This is a genomic window from Cupriavidus sp. H19C3, assembly GCF_049393815.1.
Taxonomy (GTDB): domain Bacteria; phylum Pseudomonadota; class Gammaproteobacteria; order Burkholderiales; family Burkholderiaceae; genus Cupriavidus.
The window spans coordinates 1,043,624-1,060,438 of record NZ_CP184986.1 but is presented as its reverse complement, the minus strand read 5'-3'; the positions used below and the strand labels follow the sequence as shown (position 1 = coordinate 1,060,438).

The window sequence follows — 16,815 nt, the reverse complement described above, 5'->3', positions numbered from 1 at the left end:
GCTGCCGGGAGATCCGCTAGCGCGGCAGCCGGACTTCAAAGACGGTCCCTTCGTCATCCGAGCGCGCGGAGATCAGCCCTCGGTGCGCCGTAGCGATTTCGCTCGCTATGAAGAGACCCAGCCCGAGTCCAGCGGGATTCTGGCGAGACGGATCCGATCCTCTCTTTAGTGGATCGAAAATGTGGTCCAGCGTCGCCTGGTCAATTGCCGGCCCCTGATTCTGCACCGCGAGGCTTACCTCTGCCTGCTCGGACGAGAGCAAGACGTGAACTGGCAAATCTTGAGCCCCGTATGCCAGTGCATTGTTCACCAGATTCGAGAGCAGTTGCTGCAGGCGCATGCCATCCCAACGACCCCGAACGTCGCCGCGCACCTCGAAGTTGATCGTGCGGCCCGGGTTGGCCGCCCGGAGTTGATCCACGGCGTCTCCGAACACCCGCACCAGATCGACGTCAGTGGCCGTGATGTTGAGCCCTAGCCCGAGTTTCGTCCGGTTGAAATCGCACAGGTCCTCAAGGAGGGCATTCATTCGCGCCCCGCTGCGAATCAATCTTGCCGCGGCGTCCGAGACGCGATCTCCCGCGTTCAGCGCGGCCAGGTAGGCTGCGGTCGCCTGGATCGTCTGCAGCGGGCTCCGCATATCGTGGCCGAGCATGCCGAGGAGCAGGTTTCGCGCCTGCTCTACCTGTGCGTCGAAGAATTCCACGGACTCTGCCACGGCCTGGTCGATCGCTTCGTTGAATCGAATCATGTCGTCGTAGTCCGGCGCGCTCGGATGACATTCATCCAGCCACAGGCGAAGCACACTGGCACGAAGCGCCCGATATTCGCCGACCAGCTGGTTAATGTCGAAACCATGCCGCGCTCGCAACAGGGCGTGAGTCTGTGCGGCCGTCTCCGGGGCACCCGGCGACCTGGGTGCCCGCCCGAGGGACTTTTCCTTTTGCTCATGGCGGCTCTGGGGAGTGGACAGATCCTTGGTGACGGCTTGCAGGATCTGTTCGGCGTGGTCGCGCAGGCCTGCGGCATCGAGGTGATTGGCCGCGGGGGACAATGTGACGGCGTAAGCCTCCCACTCTCTCAGGATACGTTCCTTCTCTCGCGAGATGAACTGCGCAAGTCTCATTCCGCTTCCCCTGTGCGTTGTTCGCATTGTAGATCCTGGTTTGAGGCCCGTGCGCCGATCCTCAGCCGTGTCTCGGCTCAACGATTTCCTGCAACAGCGCGTCGATGTCGACCGGTTTGATTAAATGCCCATCGAAACCGACCTGACGCGCCTGAGTCGTGTTTTCGCTAAAGCCTGTGAGTGCATAAATGCGCGTCTTGCCGAGATGCGAATAATTTCGCAACTCCTGCAAAAGCTCAATGCCGTCCATATCCGGCATCGCCAGGTCAATGAATGCGACGTCGGGAGCAAAAGTACTCACCTTCTGCAGCGCCATGACACCGCCGTATGCAATCTCGACGGCGTGCCCTGACATCTGCAGCAGCAGGCCCAGCGAATCGGCCGCATCCCGGTTGTCATCCACCACTAGAATCCGGCGGCTCTCTCCCGTGGAGACGGCCGGGGCGGCCTTGCCGGTCGGGATTTCGTTCACGGCGGGTAATCGGACCGTAAATGTACTGCCTGAGCCGACCCCGGCACTCGACGCCACCACCGAGCCACCGTGCAGTTCAACGATAGACCGACACAAGGACAGCCCGATGCCCAGGCCGCCGGCCGTCGTCTGCCCCGGGCGCTCAGCCTGTACGAACAGGTCGAAGATGCGGGTCAGCAGATCGGCAGGTATGCCGCAGCCATGATCGGCCACACGAATCCGCCCCATTTTGCCGGCCAGTTCGACGGTGATCGTAATGGGAGCGTCATCCGGCGAGAACTTCGAGGCATTGAGCAACAGGTTCGTCATGACCTGTGCCAGGCGGGTAAGGTCGCCATAAACGAAGAAATCCGGCTGATCCTCGCCGAGCACGACTCGCTGACGTTTTTCCTCGAGCAGTGGCCGACTGGCTTCAATGCCAGCCGCAATGACGTCGCGAATCGGGATCACGGCGCGCCGCAGGACGAATCTACCGGCGGAGATCCGTCCTACGTCCAGCAAGTCATCGACCAGATGGGTCAGGTGGCGTAGTTGCCTGGTGACGATGCCAACATGCGCCCGCACCAACTGGGCATCGTCGGGCGCCCGCGCCAGGATCGACATGGCACTCGATATGGGAGCGAGCGGATTGCGAAGTTCATGGGCCAGCACGGCGAGAAATTCGTTCATGCGTCTAGCGGACGATTCAATATCCTCCAGTCGTTTTCGCTCCGTCAAATCGCGCGTCACCTTGGCAAAGCCGCGCAGATCGCGATGCTGGTCATATACGGCTGTGAGAGTCACTTCCGCCCAGAAAAGCGACTGGTCCTTGCGCACCCGCCATCCTTCTTCCTGGACGCGTCCCTCGGTGCGTGCTATCCGCAGCAGTCGGGCCGGCTTGCCATTGGCAATATCCTCGGGCGGATAGAAGGCGCTGAAGTGCCTTCCGACGATTTCATCGCTGCGGTACCCGTTGATGGTTGCCGCACCTTCGTTCCAGCTGCCGACGTGCCCCTCCGTGTCGAGCATGATGATGGCGTAGTCCTTCACGTTTTGCACAAGAAGGCGGAACGTCTGCTCGCTCTGGTGAAGCTTCTCGACCTGACGCATGGCATCCGTCGTATCGCGGATGATCTTTGCGAACCCGATGATCTCGTCGCCGGCTTGCAGGCTCGTGATGACGACACTGGCCCAGAATCGGGACCCATCCCGCCGGACGCGCCAGCCCTCGTCTTCCATCCGTCCGTGACGGGTCGCCAGTTCTAACGCTTTCTGTGGCCATTGCTGACTGACGGCCTCTTCGGTAAAAAGGCGCGAGACATGCGAGCCGATGATCTCGGCGGGCTCGTGACCGATGATATGTTGGCCACCACGGTTCCAGCTCGTCACGACGCCGTTCCGATCCAGCAAAAGAATCGCGTAGTCGGACAGGTTCTCGACGAGATTGCGAAAGACATCTTGCCTGGGTGGAGCCGCTTGTGGCATGTGGGGGATGGCTATGGAGGGCGGGCGGAGGGGCCACTAATAGTGGCCCATCGTCGCCGCTCCGGCTGTCCGTTGTCGTCCTACGCATCGAGCCGGGGAACCCTTGTCGCCATGACCACATGCTCGACCTGCTAGATTCTCTTTGACAAAGACAGCTAACGCCTGTAAAAGGGTTCCCGCAGGATATTCAAGCAGTAACTTCGAAGCACTTGGTGCTCGCCTTCCCCGGGGCCACTTACTCTCCATGTTTCTTCCTTGATAGTCATGCCTCGCCAGCATTTTCGGCCAGCGAGAATCCTCTAAAAGGCATCCGTACATGGAAACCGGTACTGTAAAGTGGTTCAACGACTCCAAGGGTTTTGGCTTCATCACGCCTGACGCAGGTGGAAACGACCTGTTCGCGCACTTTTCTGAAATTCAGGGCAGTGGCTTCAAGTCGCTGCAAGAAGGCCAGAAGGTGCGCTTCACGGCTGGCGTTGGCCAGAAGGGCCCGGCCGCCACGAAGATCGAAGCGATCTGATCCGGTCGGCGTAAGGCAAAAAACTCCGCGTTCGCGGAGTTTTTTTTCGCCCATTGCGCGCCGGTATTTCCAGGCCGGGCCACCGGACAGTGTCTCGCGGACCGGGTCGATGGCGTGCCGGGCGGGGGCACAATGCCTGGCTAGATGCTGAATTCCGGATTGCCGTAACGCGCCAGCAGCGATTCGATCAGGGCCATATCCTGCGTTTGCGGCGTGCGGTCTTCGACAGCGCGCGACGGGCCGCAGTAAGTCGTGGTGACGTGGCGGCGCACCGTGAGGACATCGCTCTCCGGCGGGGCCGTCTCAACCTTGGGCCACGGGGTGCGCCGGTAGCTGCCGGCAATCCACCCGGCCGGGGTCAGATGCAGTACTTCCCACTCTTCACTGTTTGACATGGGTTGCTCTCCTGTATTGGGATTGGGTGACACGCCGCAGCAGGTGTCTGTCTGCGGCATGCGAGGCAAAGCCGCAACCGGTCAGTTCTTGTGACGATAGTTGATGCGGCCCTTGGTGAGATCGTATGGCGACATCTCGAGCGTGACGCGGTCGCCGGCAAGAACACGGATACGGTTCTTCTTCAGGCGTCCCGACGAATAGGCCCAGACTTCGAAGCCGTTTTCCAGGACGACCCGGAAGCGGTTGTCGGGCAGAACTTCCGAGACCTTGCCGCCAAATTCCACCAGTTCTTCTTTAGCCAAGATTGCTTCCCTTCGTCGCCAGGTTGCTGCGCGACAAGATGATTCGATTGAGTGCCATGCCCGGCTGCTGCAGCCGCATGTTGACCGCGATGCTCGCAAAGGTGCGGTAACTGGATTGGCCGGCCGCGGTAGGGTCCACCGAAACGGTGGACGACGTGATGCCCGGATTCATTGTTCCTGTTCAGATGCACCACGGGCGGCCCCACGCGCTATGTGCGGGCGTACTGAGAGCGCCACCGGTGGTTATTCGAAAAACAGAGTCGCATCTCGCGCGCATGCGGAGACGGAAACTGGCGTGAGAGGGACCTTGCTTTCGCGCGCCGATGCCCGGGAACATGCACGGCGGTGACGGAGCGGACGTGCCGCAGGTCGGATAGGGTTGAGGGCGCTTGGCACCCCGAAAGGATCGCGTGAACGCCAGAGGCGATGCTAAGGCACCAGAGGCGTCGCCTAGGCTCTTCTGCCGATGATCGTGCCCATGACTGTGCCGATGACTGTGCCGATGATCGTGCCGATGATTGCGATCCGCGCCTTGGCGTCGAGAGGCGTCGACGCCTGGCAAGGCGTTCGATGATACCACTACTACCGTTTGGCCGTTTGGCACGTTGGCGGCGGGCGAAGCGCAGCGCCGCCGTTCGGAGCCGGCAATCGAGGCAGGCATCGGCGGATGGGCCGCAGATTTCGCCGATCGGAAAATAAAGTCGCGAACGCGCAAGGAACAGGCGTACAGTGACTGGATTCTGGAAGGAGAGCAAACATGGACAATTTTCCCGCATCCCACGCGAACGGCTTCGACATCTATCCGCTCGTCTACAGGTACGATCCGCCCCGTCAATGGAACGAACGTAGACCGGATCGTGCTTACAGCGCCTCGGTGGTGATCTGCCGCGAGGGCCAGCAACCATCGGGGGAAAACGGCCGGGTGTTTCGCCTGCCCGAGGCCCAGTGGGAAAGCGTTGGTGTCGCCAAGCGCGCCGCCGTGCAGCGCGGGCTCGATATCATCGGTGGGCTGGTAGCCGGAGAATCCACCGCCGGCCTTTGACCTGCGGGTTGCCTGGGTGACGCCGGTCGGACTGAACCGCGCCGAGCCTATGCCGCGGCTCCGAATTATGCGGTGGCTCCAAATTACGCAGGGGTTCCAAACTACGCAGCGGTTCCAAACTACGCAGGGGCTCCAAACGCGGCGCCCACGCCTGCCGTCACGCCCATTGCAAATGTCCCCCAGAACGCTACGCGCAACGCGCTTCTAAGTAGCGGTGTTCCGCCCACGGCAGCCGCCGCCGCGCCGAGCAGGGCCAGGAAAATAATCGCGGTCGCCACCACCCAGTAGAGGAGGTTCTGCTCGGGTGCCAGCAGAACCACGGCCAGCGGCATGGCCGCGCCGACGGCGAAACTGCCGGCGGATGCCATTGCCGCCTGCACGGGGCGTGCGCTCAACGATTCCGAGATACCCAGTTCATCGCGCGCGTGCGCGGCCAGCGCGTTATGCGCCATCAACTGTGCCGCGACCTTGTCCGCGAGCTCGTGATCGAGGCCCCGTTTCACATAAATGGCGCTCAGTTCCCTGTGCTCTGCCTCGGGGCTGGCGTTCAGTTCTTCCTTTTCCCGCGCCAGGTCGGCCGTCTCGGTGTCGGCCTGCGAATAGACCGATACGAATTCGCCGGCGGCCATGGACATGGCACCCGCCACCAAGCCCGCCACGGCCGTGGTGATGATGCTGGCGTGGCTGGCATGGGCCGCCGCCACGCCGGCGACCAGGCTCGCGGTCGAAATGATGCCGTCATTGGCGCCCAGGACAGCGGCGCGCAGCCACCCCACATGTTCGGTGCGGTGATGCTCGGGATGGGCGCGAAAGTGAAATTTTGTCATCGGAGGGTCGCGGAGATCGGACGCCCTGACAGTAAGTCATCGCCGGCGGGTCTATCAAGGGTCGCGTCGGGGGTGACACAAGGGCGCCACGAGGGCGCGCACGAGAATTCAATAAATTTGAATAACTATGACAGCGATAGCCTTCTTCCGTTCGCCGGGCGATCGCTATAGTTCTGCACATGGACAGCGCGATACGCGGCTAGCAGCCAGCCGGGCGGAAGAGGAAGCCGCCAGGCAAGTCGGCAAGCGAAGCCCGCGCCGCCCCATAAGACCTCAAACTTATTGAATCATCTTTCTGGAGAGCCCCCATGTCGAACGCCAACAATGCCAAGCTGCAAGTCCTGACCCCGCGCAACAGCCAGCTGATCATCATCGACCACCAGCCGCAGATGGCCTTCGGCGTGCAGTCGATGGACCGCCAGACCATGAAGAACAACGTGGTGGGCCTGGCCAAGGCGGCCAGGATCTTCGATGTGCCCACCACCATCACTACCGTGGAAAGCGAGTCGTTCTCCGGCTACACCTATCCCGAACTGCTCGACGTGTTCCCCGGCAAGGAGACGCTCGAACGTACCTCGATGAATTCGTGGGACGACCAGAAGGTGCGCGACGCGCTCAAGGCCAACGGCCGCAGGAAGATCGTCGTGGCCGGCCTGTGGACCGAGGTCTGCAACACGACCTTCGCGCTGAGCGCCATGCTCGAAGGCGATTACGAGATCTACATGGTGGCCGACGCCTCGGGCGGCACCACCAAGGAAGCGCACGACTACGCCATGCAGCGCATGATCCAGGCTGGCGTGGTGCCCGTCACCTGGCAGCAGGTGCTGCTGGAATGGCAACGCGACTGGAAGAACAAGGACACGTACGACGCCGTGACCGGCCTGGCCAAGGAGCACTCGGGCGCCTACGGCATGGGCATCGACTACGCCTACACCATGGTGCACAAGGCCGCCCAGCGCACCCAGGGCGCCCACCCGTCGATCGCGCCGGTTCATGCCCCGGTAACGGAATACTGAGCGGGCGCTCCAGCCCCCCCAAGGCCGGTAGTTTCCAACGGCCTCACCTGACCATCGGGCCTGCTCGCATGCGGCCCGGTAGTGGGCTCCTCGATCGGGCTCCACCATCGGGCAGCACGATCGGCCTCCACGATGCGTCTTGCCCGATCGACCCCACGTGCCCGTTTCCCGCCGGCAAATCATTGACTCGGCTGCCACGCCTTGCGCGGCAGCGCCATCGGAGTTTTCTTGCGATGTCACCGACCCAGACGCCTGACCTCATTCCTGATCTCATCCTCCTCAACGGCAAGTTCACCACACTGGACAAGTCCAACCCTCAGGCCGACGCGGTCGCCATCCAGAATGGCCGCTTCGTCAGCGTTGGCACGCGGGACGAGATCATGAAGCTTGCCGCCACGACGACGAAGATCGTGGACCTGAATGGCCGGCGAGCCATCCCGGGGCTGATCGACAGCCATATGCACATCATTCGCGGTGGCCTGAACTACAACATGGAGCTGCGTTGGGATGGCGTGCGATCGCTGGCCGACGCCATGCGCATGCTGAAAGAGCAGGTCGCGCGCACGCCCGCTCCGCAATGGGTGCGCGTGGTGGGCGGCTTCACCGAACACCAGTTTGTGGAAAAGCGTCTGCCGACGATCGAGGAACTGAACGCCGTGGCACCCGATACGCCCGTGTTCATTCTGCATCTGTACGACCGGGCCATCCTGAACGGCGCCGCGCTCCGTGCGGTGGGCTACAACAAGGACACGCCCAATCCGCCTGGCGGCGAGATCCTGCGCGATGCGCGCGGCAATCCCACCGGTCTGCTGCTGGCCAAGCCCAACGCGACCATCCTGTACGCCACGCTGGCCAAGGGGCCGAAGCTGCCGCCCGAGTACCAGAAGAACTCGACGCGCCATTTCATGCGCGAGGTCAACCGCCTGGGTGTGACAGGCGTGATCGATGCCGGCGGCGGGTATCAGAACTACCCTGAGGACTACAACATCATCGAGGAACTGCACAGGGATGGCCAGCTCACCGTGCGCCTGGCCTACAACCTGTTCACGCAGAAACCCAAGGAGGAACTGGCCGACTTCAAGACCTGGACGTCGACGGTCAAGCCGGGGCAGGGCGACGATCTCTACCGCCACAATGGCGCGGGCGAGATGCTGGTCTACACGGCGGCGGACTTCGAGGATTTCCGCGTCGAGCGGCCGGAGATGCCGCCCTCGATGGAAAGCGATCTCGAGCCCGTGATCCGCCTGCTGGCCGAGAAGCGCTGGCCATGGCGCCTGCATGCCACCTACGACGAGACGATCTCCCGCGCGCTCGACGTCTACGAGAAGGTCGCCAGCGACGTCCCCTTCAATGGCCTGAACTGGTTTTTCGACCACGCCGAGACCATCAGCGACCGCAATATCGACCGCATTGCCGCACTGGGCGGTGGTATCGCCGTCCAGCACCGCATGGCCTATCAGGGCGAATACTTCGTCGAGCGCTACGGCGCGCGCGCTGCCGAAGCCACGCCGCCGGTCAAGAAAATGCTCGAGAAGGGCGTGAAGGTAGGCGCCGGCACCGACGCCACGCGCGTGGCCTCATACAACCCCTGGGTGTCGTTGTACTGGCTGACCACCGGCAAGACCGTGGGCGGCATGTCGATGTATCCGCAAGCCAATCTGCTCGACCGCGAAACCGCGCTGCGCCTGTGGACCGAGGCCAATACCTGGTTCTCGTCGGAAGAGGGCAAGAAGGGCCAGATCAAGGCCGGACAGCTTGCCGATCTCGCCGTGCTGTCCGCCGACTACTTTGCCGTGCCGGGCGACGAGATCCAGGACATCACGTCGGTGATGACCGTGTTGGGCGGCAAGGTGGTCTATGGCGATCACGAATTCGACCAGCTCGCGCCGCAGCTTCCGCCCGCCATGCCCGACTGGTCGCCGGCCCGCCACGGCAGCCGCTACCAGCCGCGCCCTACGGCGCAGGCCAGGATGGCCCTGAGCACCGCCTGCGGCTGCGCCAGTTCCTGCGGCGTCCACGGCCATGCCCATGCGCGGGCATGGACCGCCAGCGCGCCGACTTCGGACGAGAGCACGTTCTGGGGCGCGCTCGGGTGTTCCTGCTGGGCCTTCTGACGTCTATCCACCGGCTGGCTCCACGCCGTTCCCGCTCGCGGGAGCGGCGTGCGATAAGCCCTTTATCTCACCGCTACCTGCCTGTTCCCGGAGACACGCCATGTCGTCATCCTCAACGCCGCTGGCTACGCCCGGCGATCGCACGTCCTTCATGCACCGCTGGCCCCGCGGGCTCCACCGGCTGGCCCTGCTGCTGCTCTGCGCGGCATACCTGCAAGGCGGACTGGTCAAAATGTTCGACTTCTCCGGCGCCGTGGCCGAGATGCAGCACTTCGGGCTTGCGCCCGCCGTGCCGCTGGCTGCCGCGACGATCGCGCTCGAACTGGTGGCTCCGGCCATGATCGTGCTCGGCATGTTCCGTTGGCTCGGCGCGCTCGCGCTCGCGGCCTTCACGCTGGGCGCGATGTTTCTTGCCAACCGTTTCTGGGATGCGCCGCCCGAAGCGCAGTTCATGATGGCCAATGCGTTCTTCGAACACCTGGGCCTGGTGGGCGGATTCCTCCTCGTCGCGTGGCATGACCTGTACCAGCGGAGGTCGGCATGACGCAGGCTGCTACCACCGCAAAGTCAGCGGGTTCGTTCGCGCCTCTGGCGCAACCGACGTTCGCCGTGTTGTGGGTTGCCACCGTGCTTGGCAACGTCGGCAGCTTCATGCGCGACGTGGCCAGCGCATGGCTGGCCACCGATCTCTCGTCGTCGCCCGCGGCCGTCGCAACGATACAGGCCGCTGCCACGCTGCCGGTCTTCCTGCTGGCCATTCCCGCCGGCGTGCTGTCCGATATTCTCGACCGCCGCCGCTTCCTGATCGCCATCCAGTTCCTGCTGGCCGCCGTCAGCGGCACGCTGGCACTGCTGTCATGGCAGAACGGCCTGACCATCGAACTGCTGATCGGCCTCGCGTTCGTCGGCGGTATCGGTGCCGCGATGATGGGCCCGACGTGGCAGTCGATCGTGCCGGAACTGGTGCCGGCCAACACGCTGCGCCAGGCTGTGGCGCTGAACGCGCTCGGCGTCAACATCGCACGCGCCATCGGTCCTGCTGCAGGCGGCCTGCTACTGGCCGGATTCGGCGCGGCTGCCACCTACGGCGCCGATCTCGTCAGCTATATCTTCGTGATTGGCGCACTGGTCTGGTGGAAGCGCTCGCCGCGCGCCAGCGACCCCTTGCGCGAACATTTCTTCAGCGCCTTCCGCGCCGGTCTGCGCTTTACGCGCGCCCACAGCAAGCTGCATATCGTGCTGCTGCGCGCGGCCGTGCATTTTGCCTTCGGTAGCAGCGTGTGGGCGCTGTTGCCGCTCGTCGCGAAGCAACTGCTGCATGGCGGCGCCGGACTGTACGGTGTGCTGCTGGGCGCGGTGGGCGCCGGGGCCGTGGCCGGCGCACTGACCATGCCGGCGTTGCAGAAGAAACTCGACAGCGATGGCGTGGTGCTCGTCTCCGCGCTTGCCACCGCCGGTGTAATGGCTGCACTGTCCCTCGCGCCGCCGGTGTGGATCGCGCTGCCGCTGCTACTGGTACTCGGGGCTGCCTGGATCATGGCCTTGACCACACTGGGCGGGGCGGCGCAGGCGATCCTGCCGAACTGGGTGCGGGGTCGCGCGCTCGCGGTCTACCAGATGGTGTTCAACGGCGCACTGGCCGCCGGTAGCCTGGTATGGGGTTTCGTCGCGCAGGCGGCGGGCACCCCGAACGCGCTGCTGATTGCCGGTGTCGGCCTGGTGGCGGCGGCATTGCTGCTGCATCGCATTCGCCTGCCGCGCGGCGAGGATGACCTCGCGCCGGCCAACCACTGGACCGCCCCCGAGATGGCCGAAGCGATCGCGCATGATCGCGGCCCCGTCATGATCCTGATCGAATACCGTGTGGCCGCCGAGAGCCGGGACGATTTTCTGCGCGCCGTGCACGGTCTGTCCGAGGAACGACTGCGCGATGGCGCGTTCAACTGGGGCGTGATGGAGGACCCGGCCGCGCCTGAACTACTGACCGAGTGGTTCCTCGTGGAATCGTGGGCCGAGCATATGCGCCAGCATCGCCGCGTGCCGAACGCCGATGCCGACCTGCAACGCGGCGTGACGAGTTTCCACATCGGCACCGAACCGCCGCGCGTACGTCATCTGCTTGGCGTGGGGCGGCCGCCGGTATCTCGCTGAATCTCAACTATCGACTGGAGTATCACCATGAAAATCTATCTCGTTTCCCTCGGTGCAGGCGTGCTCGTCGGCGTCATCTATGCCCTGATGCAGGTACGCTCGCCCGCGCCGCCCGCCGTGGCGCTGCTTGGTCTGCTGGGCATGCTGATCGGCGAACAGGTCGTGCCGCCCATCAAGCGCATGATCGCGGGCGAACCTGTCACCATCTCCTGGTTCCATTCGGAGTGCATGCCGCAGATCACGGGCACGCCCGCGCCGCTGGTGGCTACCCATGACAACAAGCACGACGACGCGGCACATTGAGCGCCAGCAGAGACGCAGGGCGTCGATGTCGGGCGGGCGCCATCAAAGCGCACGCGCCACGTCTGCGACCAGGGCGCGAAGCCAGATGTGTGCCGGATCCTGTCGATAGCGCACGTGCCATGCCATGTGCAGTGGAAAGGTTCCGAGGTCGACCGGCGTGGGCAGTACCTTCACGCGCGCGTCGTGGGACAAGCGCCGGCAGATGAGCTGGGGGAGCGTGGCGCAGTAGTCGGTGGCAGCGACGATCTCCGGGATCGAAGCGAAGTGGCTGACCGACGCCACCACCTCCCGCTTGAGCCCCTGGCGGTCCAGGGCCTGGAAGAGTCCGGCGCGCAGACGGCCCGGGGGCAGTACATTGACGTGCTTCAGTCGTTCGTACTGGGTCTTGGTGATGCGGTTGCCGATCGTCGGATGATCGGCACGCACTACGCAGGCCAGGCCGTCGTCGGCAATGTGCTGCACGACAAGGTTGTCCGGCGCATCGTCGAGCCGGCCCAGCACCATCGCGGTGGTGCCTGAGGTCACGCCGGTTTCGGCCAGATCGGTACCGAAGGGCAGGGTGCGCAGTTTGATGCCCGGCGCGCGTTCGCTTAGGCGGGCCACCAGCGCCGGCACCAGCACGAACTCCACATAGCTGTTGGGCGCGATCGTGACGACCTGCTCTGCGCGGGAAGGGTCGAAGTCGCGCTGGCCGAGCACCACGGTATCCATGGCAGCCAGCGCCTCGGTCAGCGCGGGGGCGAGCTGCTCGGCCTTCGCGGTGGGCCGCATGCCATAGCGTTCACGGATGAAGAGGGGGTCCTGCAGCACGGTGCGCAGGCGCGACAGCGCGTTCGACAGCGCCGCCTGCGTCATGCCCAGGCGTTCGGCCGCCCGGGTCACGCTGCGCTCCTCCATCAGCGCCACGAAGATCGGCAGCAGGTTCAGGTCGTATCGCATCGAGACATATTGCTGGCAATAAAACAGAATTATAGGAAATAAATTGGCTGAATGACTCTCCGGCGCCCAATATTCGGTCATACCAACACCGAACGGAGAGCAACCATGTCCCTCAAGACCCTCATTCCCGGCCGCCTGGGCTTTGGCACCGCCCCGCTGGGCAACATGTTCCGCGCCATTCCCGAAGCCGAGGCGCAGGCAACCGTCGATGCCGCGTGGCAGGACGGCATCCGGTTCTTCGACACCGCGCCGTTCTACGGTGCCGGTCTGGCGGAAGCCCGCCTGGGCGACGCGTTGGCCGGTCACGACCGCGACAGCGTGGTGCTGGCGACGAAAGTCGGCCGCCTGGTCCTGGACGAGGTGGAGGATGTTACCGCGCGCGATCTGGGCGAGAAGGGCGATGTGTTCCGCCACGGCCGCGCCAACCGGATCGTCAACGATTATTCCGAAGCGGCAACGCTGCGCTCGATCGAGGACAGCCTGCAGCGCCTGAAGACCGATCGGCTCGACATCGTGTGGGTGCACGACGTCGCGCAGGACTTCTACGGTGACGAATGGCTCGCCGTGTTCGAGACCGCACGCAAGGGGGCCTTCAAGGTGCTGGACCGCCTGCGCGACGAAGGCGTGATCCGTGCCTGGGGTCTAGGCGTGAACCGGGTCGAGCCGATCGAGTTGCTGCTCGATCTGCAGGGCCCGCGGCCGGATGGCTTTCTGCTGGCAGGCCGCTACACGCTGCTGGATCATTCGCGGGCACTGCAGCGGGTGATGCCGCAGGTGGCATCGCGCGGCCTGGGCATCGTCGTCGGCGGGCCCTACAGTTCCGGCGCGCTGGTGGGCGGCCCCAACTTCGAGTACGCCCCGGCGACGCCGGCGATTCTGCAGCGGGTGCAGGCGATCAAGACGATCGCCGATCGGCACGGCGTGAGCATGAAGGCCGCGGGCCTGCAGTTCTCGCTGGCCCATCCTGCGGTGGCGGCCGTCATCCCTGGCGCCAGCCGGCCGGAACGCATCGCCGAAGACCGCGCTGCCCTGGAGGCGCAGGTACCTGACGACTTCTGGCGCGAGCTGCGTCACGCCGGACTGGTGCATGCCGACGCCCCTCTGCCGCACGGCATCTAAGACAAGTCTGGCCCCCACGGAGAACGTCATGCCCGACCACGCCTACCAAACCCCGCACGCATCGACCGAGACCCGCGGCACCGGCCGCCGCCAGTTCAGCCGCAGAACGTTGACGCTGCTGGCATTGGCGCTTGGCACCTTCGCGATCGGCACGTCCGAGTTTGCCAGCATGGGCCTGCTGCAGCAGTTTGCGGCAGACCTGGAACTCGATCTGACCACTGCCTCGCACGCCATCGAAGCCTACGCCCTGGGCGTGGTGCTTGGAGGTCCCGCGGTCACGATCCTCGCCGCGAAGCTGAACCGCAAGCACCTGTTGTTGGCCTTGATGGCGGTCTTCGTGGCCGGCAATGTGTTGTCGTCGCTGGCGACCGGCCTGGTCAGCCTGACGCTGGCCCGCTTCCTCAGCGGCATACCGCAAGGGGCCTACTTTGGCGCCGGCGCCGTGGTGGCCACCTATATCGTCGGCCCGGGGCAGGGGGGCAGGGCGTTTGCGCTGGTGATGACGGGCCTGACCGTCGCCACCATCGTGGGGTCGCCGCTGGCCACGTTGATGGGGCAGACGCTCGGCTGGCGCAATGCCTATCTGGCCGTGTCGGCGCTCGGATTGTTATCGCTGCTCGCGGTATGGGCCTGGGTGCCACGCTCCAGCGCGCTGGATGGCGGGCCGGTGCGGCAAGAGCTGCGGGCCCTCAACCGTCCGGCTGTCTGGTCGACGATGGCCGTGGCCGCACTCGGCGTGGCCAGCATCTTCGCCGTCTACACCTACGTCGGGCCTCTCGTCACCGATGGCGCGCGGCTCGGCGAGCGGTGGATTCCGCTTGCGCTCGGCATCTTCGGCATCGGGATGACAGCGGGCAACGTCCTCGGCGGCTGGCTGGCCGACCGTCACCCCACGCGGGGCCTGGTGGCCGGTTTCGGCAGCGCGTTGGTCGCGCTGGCCCTGCTGGCGACGGGCGGGCAGCACGCCGGTGTGCTGATGGTCGGTCTGTTCGCGGTGGGTGCAACGATGATGGCCGCGATCCCGACCATCCAGGTCCGGCTGACGCAGACAGCGCCGGATGCACCGACGTTGATGGGCGCGATGAACCTGGCCGCCCTGAACGTGGCCAACGCGATCGGCGCATGGGCCGGCGGGCAGGCCATCGCGCAGGGCCACGGCCTGTTGTCCGCGGCGTGGGCCGGGTTCGCGCTGACGCTGGCCGGGCTCGTGCTGTTCCTGCATCTGTCGCGCAAGCCCGCAACCGCTGGCAGGACGAGTGAGGCTTGCGCGGTGTGAGGCCGGTAAAGCCATAAGAAGCAGGTCCAACAATTGTGAACGGAAATTGCTGTCGATTTCGGCTATCCGCGTTATTGCCGGATCTGACCGAAGCCGCCGTCTGCCCATTTTGCCGCGCTTTCCGCGGTCAAACGAAAATCCGCCTGCACGGTAACGCTCGCTAGCACGTCCCCATATGGATCGATTGCTGTCAGCGTGCCGAAGGGTTCGAATTCGTCCGGCGTGATCGCCAGCTTGACGTTCACGATCTGCGATTCGATCGCAATGAAAACTTCCTTATTGAGTTGGGCATGCAACTGCTGCTCGTGCCGGCGGATGACTTCCGACGCTGTTTTCACCAGGGTCTGGTGCGCGACGGCGTCCAGCGGCTTCGGATCGACCTTGTTTCGGCCCATTGTCCACGGGCCGACGAGGGCAGGCTCGGCGCTACCGTCACGAATCATCTCAACGGCCCATCCTTCGCCGTCTTCGTTCTTGATTACCCTTGCCGTCCAGCCTTTGTCCCGCCAAAGCCGGGGTTCATGGACAGGAGCTTCATCTTCCAGGAAAGCGGTGTCGTTCTGGGACATAACAATGGTGGTTCAGTATTAAGAGGCCGTCAGCCGTTGCAGGGTGACAGATAGCGGAGCGGGAATACTGTATAAACATACAGTATTCCCGCGGCAGAGTAAATGGCCGGCGCCATCACAAGTCGCCGCCGTCAGCGCTCGCCGCTGGTTACTCGGGAAACATTGGGGGCGGATCCCTCTGGGCGCCATTGACGCTTTGGCTGTAGCGGATCGGCGGCTGGCCCACATGCCGAGCGAAGGCAACGCCGAACGTGCTGGCCGAGCTGTAGCCGACACGTTCGGCGATCTGATCGAGGCTCAATTGTCGTTCGCGCAACCAGCGCCGGGCCAAGGCCATTCGCCAGGCGAGCAGATAGGCCATCGGCTTCATTCCCACGACGCGTTGGAACCGTGCGAAGAAGGCCGAGCGCGACAGGGCTGCCCGGGCGGCGAGCTTCTGGACGGTCCACGGCTGGGCGGGATCGGCGTGCAATGCGCGCAAGGCAACGCTCACGCGCTCGTCGGCCAGGCCCCTGGCCAGACCCGGCGCAGCTGTCAGGCTTGTGCCGCCCCGCAGGGCCTCGATCAGCAGGAGTTCCAGTAAGCGATCGAGCATGAGTTCACGCGCGGGGCGCTGTTCGCGGGTTTCTTCTCCGACCCATTGCACCAGTGCCGTCAAGCGGGCCTGGCCGCGGACCAGAACGACTTCGGGTAATAGCGGTATCAGCAAATCCGCATCGGAGGAAGTGAAACTGCAATGACCGACGCGCAGACGCAGTTCGGGCGGTCCTTCCTGCCGCCCGACCCGAAAGTGTCCTTCGCCCACGCGTCTGGGAGGTGTTTCGCGTCCGCCCGCATCTGCCCCCACATTGGTATGCACCAGTTTGCGCATGGCTGGCACCAGGACGAAGTCGCCGGCGTGCAGCACTACCGGCGCGTGATCGTCCACGCCGAGGCAGCACTGGCCTTCAAGCACCGCACAGTAGAACGGTTCGCCCGCGATGGGTGGCAGGACGCGCCATAAACCGGCGGCTTCCACGAGTTTGGAGCCACGTGCCGAGGGTTGCAGCAGGGCGACCATCTCGGCCAAAGGATCATTCAAACAGGACTCTCGCAAGTTAAACAGCGACTGCCGATTGTATTGGATCCTGTTGCGCCGGCCTATTATCCACACCCATCAAAACCTGACAGGAGTATTCA

General features: G+C 64.3%; 18 protein-coding genes. 9 read left to right on the top strand and 9 right to left on the bottom strand.

Going from position 1 to position 16,815, the window contains the following annotated elements; translation table 11 throughout:
• Window positions 1–16 precede the first annotated feature (16 nt).
• Window positions 17–1,126 (bottom strand): ATP-binding protein, encoded by a 1,110-nt coding sequence (locus DFLDMN_RS24315; protein ID WP_423200360.1) that lies wholly within the window; start codon window positions 1,124–1,126, stop codon window positions 17–19.
• 61 nt (window positions 1,127–1,187) lie between these two features.
• Window positions 1,188–3,062, bottom strand: coding sequence for a PAS domain-containing hybrid sensor histidine kinase/response regulator (locus tag DFLDMN_RS24310; RefSeq protein ID WP_423200359.1), 1,875 nt, complete (start codon window positions 3,060–3,062; stop codon window positions 1,188–1,190).
• A 316-nt stretch (window positions 3,063–3,378) separates the two neighbouring features.
• Between DFLDMN_RS24310 and DFLDMN_RS24305 the strand changes: the two genes are divergently transcribed.
• Entirely contained in the window at window positions 3,379–3,582 is a 204-nt protein-coding gene (locus DFLDMN_RS24305) for a cold-shock protein (protein WP_423200358.1), read from the top strand.
• A 140-nt stretch (window positions 3,583–3,722) separates the two neighbouring features.
• Here DFLDMN_RS24305 and DFLDMN_RS24300 read toward each other — a convergent pair whose 3' ends face one another.
• From DFLDMN_RS24300 to DFLDMN_RS24290, 3 genes are all read right to left on the bottom strand, one after another.
• The gene (locus tag DFLDMN_RS24300) at window positions 3,723–3,977 is read right to left on the bottom strand and encodes a translation initiation factor 1 (protein WP_423200357.1); all 255 of its coding nucleotides are present in this window, start codon (window positions 3,975–3,977) and stop codon (window positions 3,723–3,725) included.
• Window positions 3,978–4,058: 81 nt separating this feature from the next.
• Entirely contained in the window at window positions 4,059–4,280 is a 222-nt protein-coding gene (gene infA / locus DFLDMN_RS24295; protein WP_423200356.1) for a translation initiation factor IF-1, read from the bottom strand.
• Window positions 4,273–4,452: a hypothetical protein gene (locus DFLDMN_RS24290; protein WP_423200355.1), complete on the bottom strand. Its 180-nt coding sequence runs from the start codon at window positions 4,450–4,452 to the stop codon at window positions 4,273–4,275. The genes infA and DFLDMN_RS24290 overlap by 8 nt, the downstream gene beginning before the upstream one ends.
• A gap of 585 nt (window positions 4,453–5,037) precedes the next feature.
• On the opposite strand from DFLDMN_RS24290, the gene DFLDMN_RS24285 reads away from it, so the two are divergent.
• A complete protein-coding gene (locus DFLDMN_RS24285; RefSeq protein ID WP_423200354.1) occupies window positions 5,038–5,322 on the top strand; it encodes a hypothetical protein in 285 nt (94 codons plus the stop codon).
• A 119-nt stretch (window positions 5,323–5,441) separates the two neighbouring features.
• On the opposite strand, the gene DFLDMN_RS24280 is transcribed toward DFLDMN_RS24285, so the two are convergent.
• Complete coding sequence (locus DFLDMN_RS24280) at window positions 5,442–6,149, bottom strand: VIT1/CCC1 transporter family protein (RefSeq protein WP_423200353.1); 708 nt, start codon at window positions 6,147–6,149, stop codon at window positions 5,442–5,444.
• A gap of 308 nt (window positions 6,150–6,457) precedes the next feature.
• Between DFLDMN_RS24280 and DFLDMN_RS24275 the strand changes: the two genes are divergently transcribed.
• From DFLDMN_RS24275 to DFLDMN_RS24255, 5 genes are all read left to right on the top strand, one after another.
• The gene (locus DFLDMN_RS24275; protein WP_423198543.1) at window positions 6,458–7,165 is read left to right on the top strand and encodes a hydrolase; all 708 of its coding nucleotides are present in this window, start codon (window positions 6,458–6,460) and stop codon (window positions 7,163–7,165) included.
• 233 nt (window positions 7,166–7,398) lie between these two features.
• The gene (locus DFLDMN_RS24270; RefSeq protein ID WP_423200352.1) at window positions 7,399–9,279 is read left to right on the top strand and encodes an amidohydrolase; all 1,881 of its coding nucleotides are present in this window, start codon (window positions 7,399–7,401) and stop codon (window positions 9,277–9,279) included.
• A 100-nt stretch (window positions 9,280–9,379) separates the two neighbouring features.
• Complete coding sequence (locus DFLDMN_RS24265; RefSeq protein ID WP_423200351.1) at window positions 9,380–9,823, top strand: DoxX family protein; 444 nt, start codon at window positions 9,380–9,382, stop codon at window positions 9,821–9,823.
• A complete protein-coding gene (locus DFLDMN_RS24260; RefSeq protein ID WP_423200350.1) occupies window positions 9,820–11,430 on the top strand; it encodes an MFS transporter in 1,611 nt (536 codons plus the stop codon). The genes DFLDMN_RS24265 and DFLDMN_RS24260 overlap by 4 nt, the downstream gene beginning before the upstream one ends.
• A 27-nt stretch (window positions 11,431–11,457) precedes the next feature.
• Window positions 11,458–11,733, top strand: a complete 276-nt coding sequence (locus DFLDMN_RS24255; RefSeq protein ID WP_423200349.1) for a XapX domain-containing protein — start codon at window positions 11,458–11,460, stop codon at window positions 11,731–11,733.
• Window positions 11,734–11,775: 42 nt separating this feature from the next.
• Here DFLDMN_RS24255 and DFLDMN_RS24250 read toward each other — a convergent pair whose 3' ends face one another.
• Entirely contained in the window at window positions 11,776–12,753 is a 978-nt protein-coding gene (locus tag DFLDMN_RS24250) for a LysR family transcriptional regulator (protein ID WP_423200348.1), read from the bottom strand.
• A gap of 24 nt (window positions 12,754–12,777) precedes the next feature.
• Here DFLDMN_RS24250 and DFLDMN_RS24245 point away from each other — a divergent pair, with 24 nt between their 5' ends.
• Both DFLDMN_RS24245 and DFLDMN_RS24240 read left to right on the top strand, forming a co-directional pair.
• Complete coding sequence (locus DFLDMN_RS24245; RefSeq protein WP_423200347.1) at window positions 12,778–13,791, top strand: aldo/keto reductase; 1,014 nt, start codon at window positions 12,778–12,780, stop codon at window positions 13,789–13,791.
• A 28-nt stretch (window positions 13,792–13,819) separates the two neighbouring features.
• Entirely contained in the window at window positions 13,820–15,067 is a 1,248-nt protein-coding gene (locus DFLDMN_RS24240) for an MFS transporter (RefSeq protein WP_423200346.1), read from the top strand.
• Window positions 15,068–15,138: 71 nt separating this feature from the next.
• Here the strand turns inward: DFLDMN_RS24240 and DFLDMN_RS24235 are convergent, their stop codons facing one another.
• Window positions 15,139–15,636 (bottom strand): hypothetical protein, encoded by a 498-nt coding sequence (locus DFLDMN_RS24235; RefSeq protein ID WP_423200345.1) that lies wholly within the window; start codon window positions 15,634–15,636, stop codon window positions 15,139–15,141.
• 148 nt (window positions 15,637–15,784) lie between these two features.
• Window positions 15,785–16,717: an AraC family transcriptional regulator gene (locus DFLDMN_RS24230; RefSeq protein ID WP_423200344.1), complete on the bottom strand. Its 933-nt coding sequence runs from the start codon at window positions 16,715–16,717 to the stop codon at window positions 15,785–15,787.
• Window positions 16,718–16,815 lie beyond the last annotated feature (98 nt).

Bases quoted from the DNA above. Each gene is read 5' to 3' on its own strand.
- DFLDMN_RS24315 (WP_423200360.1), bottom strand. From the start codon at position 1,126: ATGAGACTTGCGCAGTTCATCTCGCGAGAGAAGGAACGTATCCTGAGA.
- DFLDMN_RS24310 (WP_423200359.1), bottom strand. From the start codon at position 3,062: ATGCCACAAGCGGCTCCACCCAGGCAAGATGTCTTTCGCAATCTCGTC.
- DFLDMN_RS24305 (WP_423200358.1), top strand. From the start codon at position 3,379: ATGGAAACCGGTACTGTAAAGTGGTTCAACGACTCCAAGGGTTTTGGC.
- DFLDMN_RS24300 (WP_423200357.1), bottom strand. From the start codon at position 3,977: ATGTCAAACAGTGAAGAGTGGGAAGTACTGCATCTGACCCCGGCCGGG.
- DFLDMN_RS24290 (WP_423200355.1), bottom strand. From the start codon at position 4,452: ATGAATCCGGGCATCACGTCGTCCACCGTTTCGGTGGACCCTACCGCG.
- DFLDMN_RS24285 (WP_423200354.1), top strand. From the start codon at position 5,038: ATGGACAATTTTCCCGCATCCCACGCGAACGGCTTCGACATCTATCCG.
- DFLDMN_RS24280 (WP_423200353.1), bottom strand. From the start codon at position 6,149: ATGACAAAATTTCACTTTCGCGCCCATCCCGAGCATCACCGCACCGAA.
- DFLDMN_RS24275 (WP_423198543.1), top strand. From the start codon at position 6,458: ATGTCGAACGCCAACAATGCCAAGCTGCAAGTCCTGACCCCGCGCAAC.
- DFLDMN_RS24270 (WP_423200352.1), top strand. From the start codon at position 7,399: ATGTCACCGACCCAGACGCCTGACCTCATTCCTGATCTCATCCTCCTC.
- DFLDMN_RS24265 (WP_423200351.1), top strand. From the start codon at position 9,380: ATGTCGTCATCCTCAACGCCGCTGGCTACGCCCGGCGATCGCACGTCC.
- DFLDMN_RS24260 (WP_423200350.1), top strand. From the start codon at position 9,820: ATGACGCAGGCTGCTACCACCGCAAAGTCAGCGGGTTCGTTCGCGCCT.
- DFLDMN_RS24255 (WP_423200349.1), top strand. From the start codon at position 11,458: ATGAAAATCTATCTCGTTTCCCTCGGTGCAGGCGTGCTCGTCGGCGTC.
- DFLDMN_RS24250 (WP_423200348.1), bottom strand. From the start codon at position 12,753: ATGACCGAATATTGGGCGCCGGAGAGTCATTCAGCCAATTTATTTCCT.
- DFLDMN_RS24245 (WP_423200347.1), top strand. From the start codon at position 12,778: ATGTCCCTCAAGACCCTCATTCCCGGCCGCCTGGGCTTTGGCACCGCC.
- DFLDMN_RS24240 (WP_423200346.1), top strand. From the start codon at position 13,820: ATGCCCGACCACGCCTACCAAACCCCGCACGCATCGACCGAGACCCGC.
- DFLDMN_RS24235 (WP_423200345.1), bottom strand. From the start codon at position 15,636: ATGTCCCAGAACGACACCGCTTTCCTGGAAGATGAAGCTCCTGTCCAT.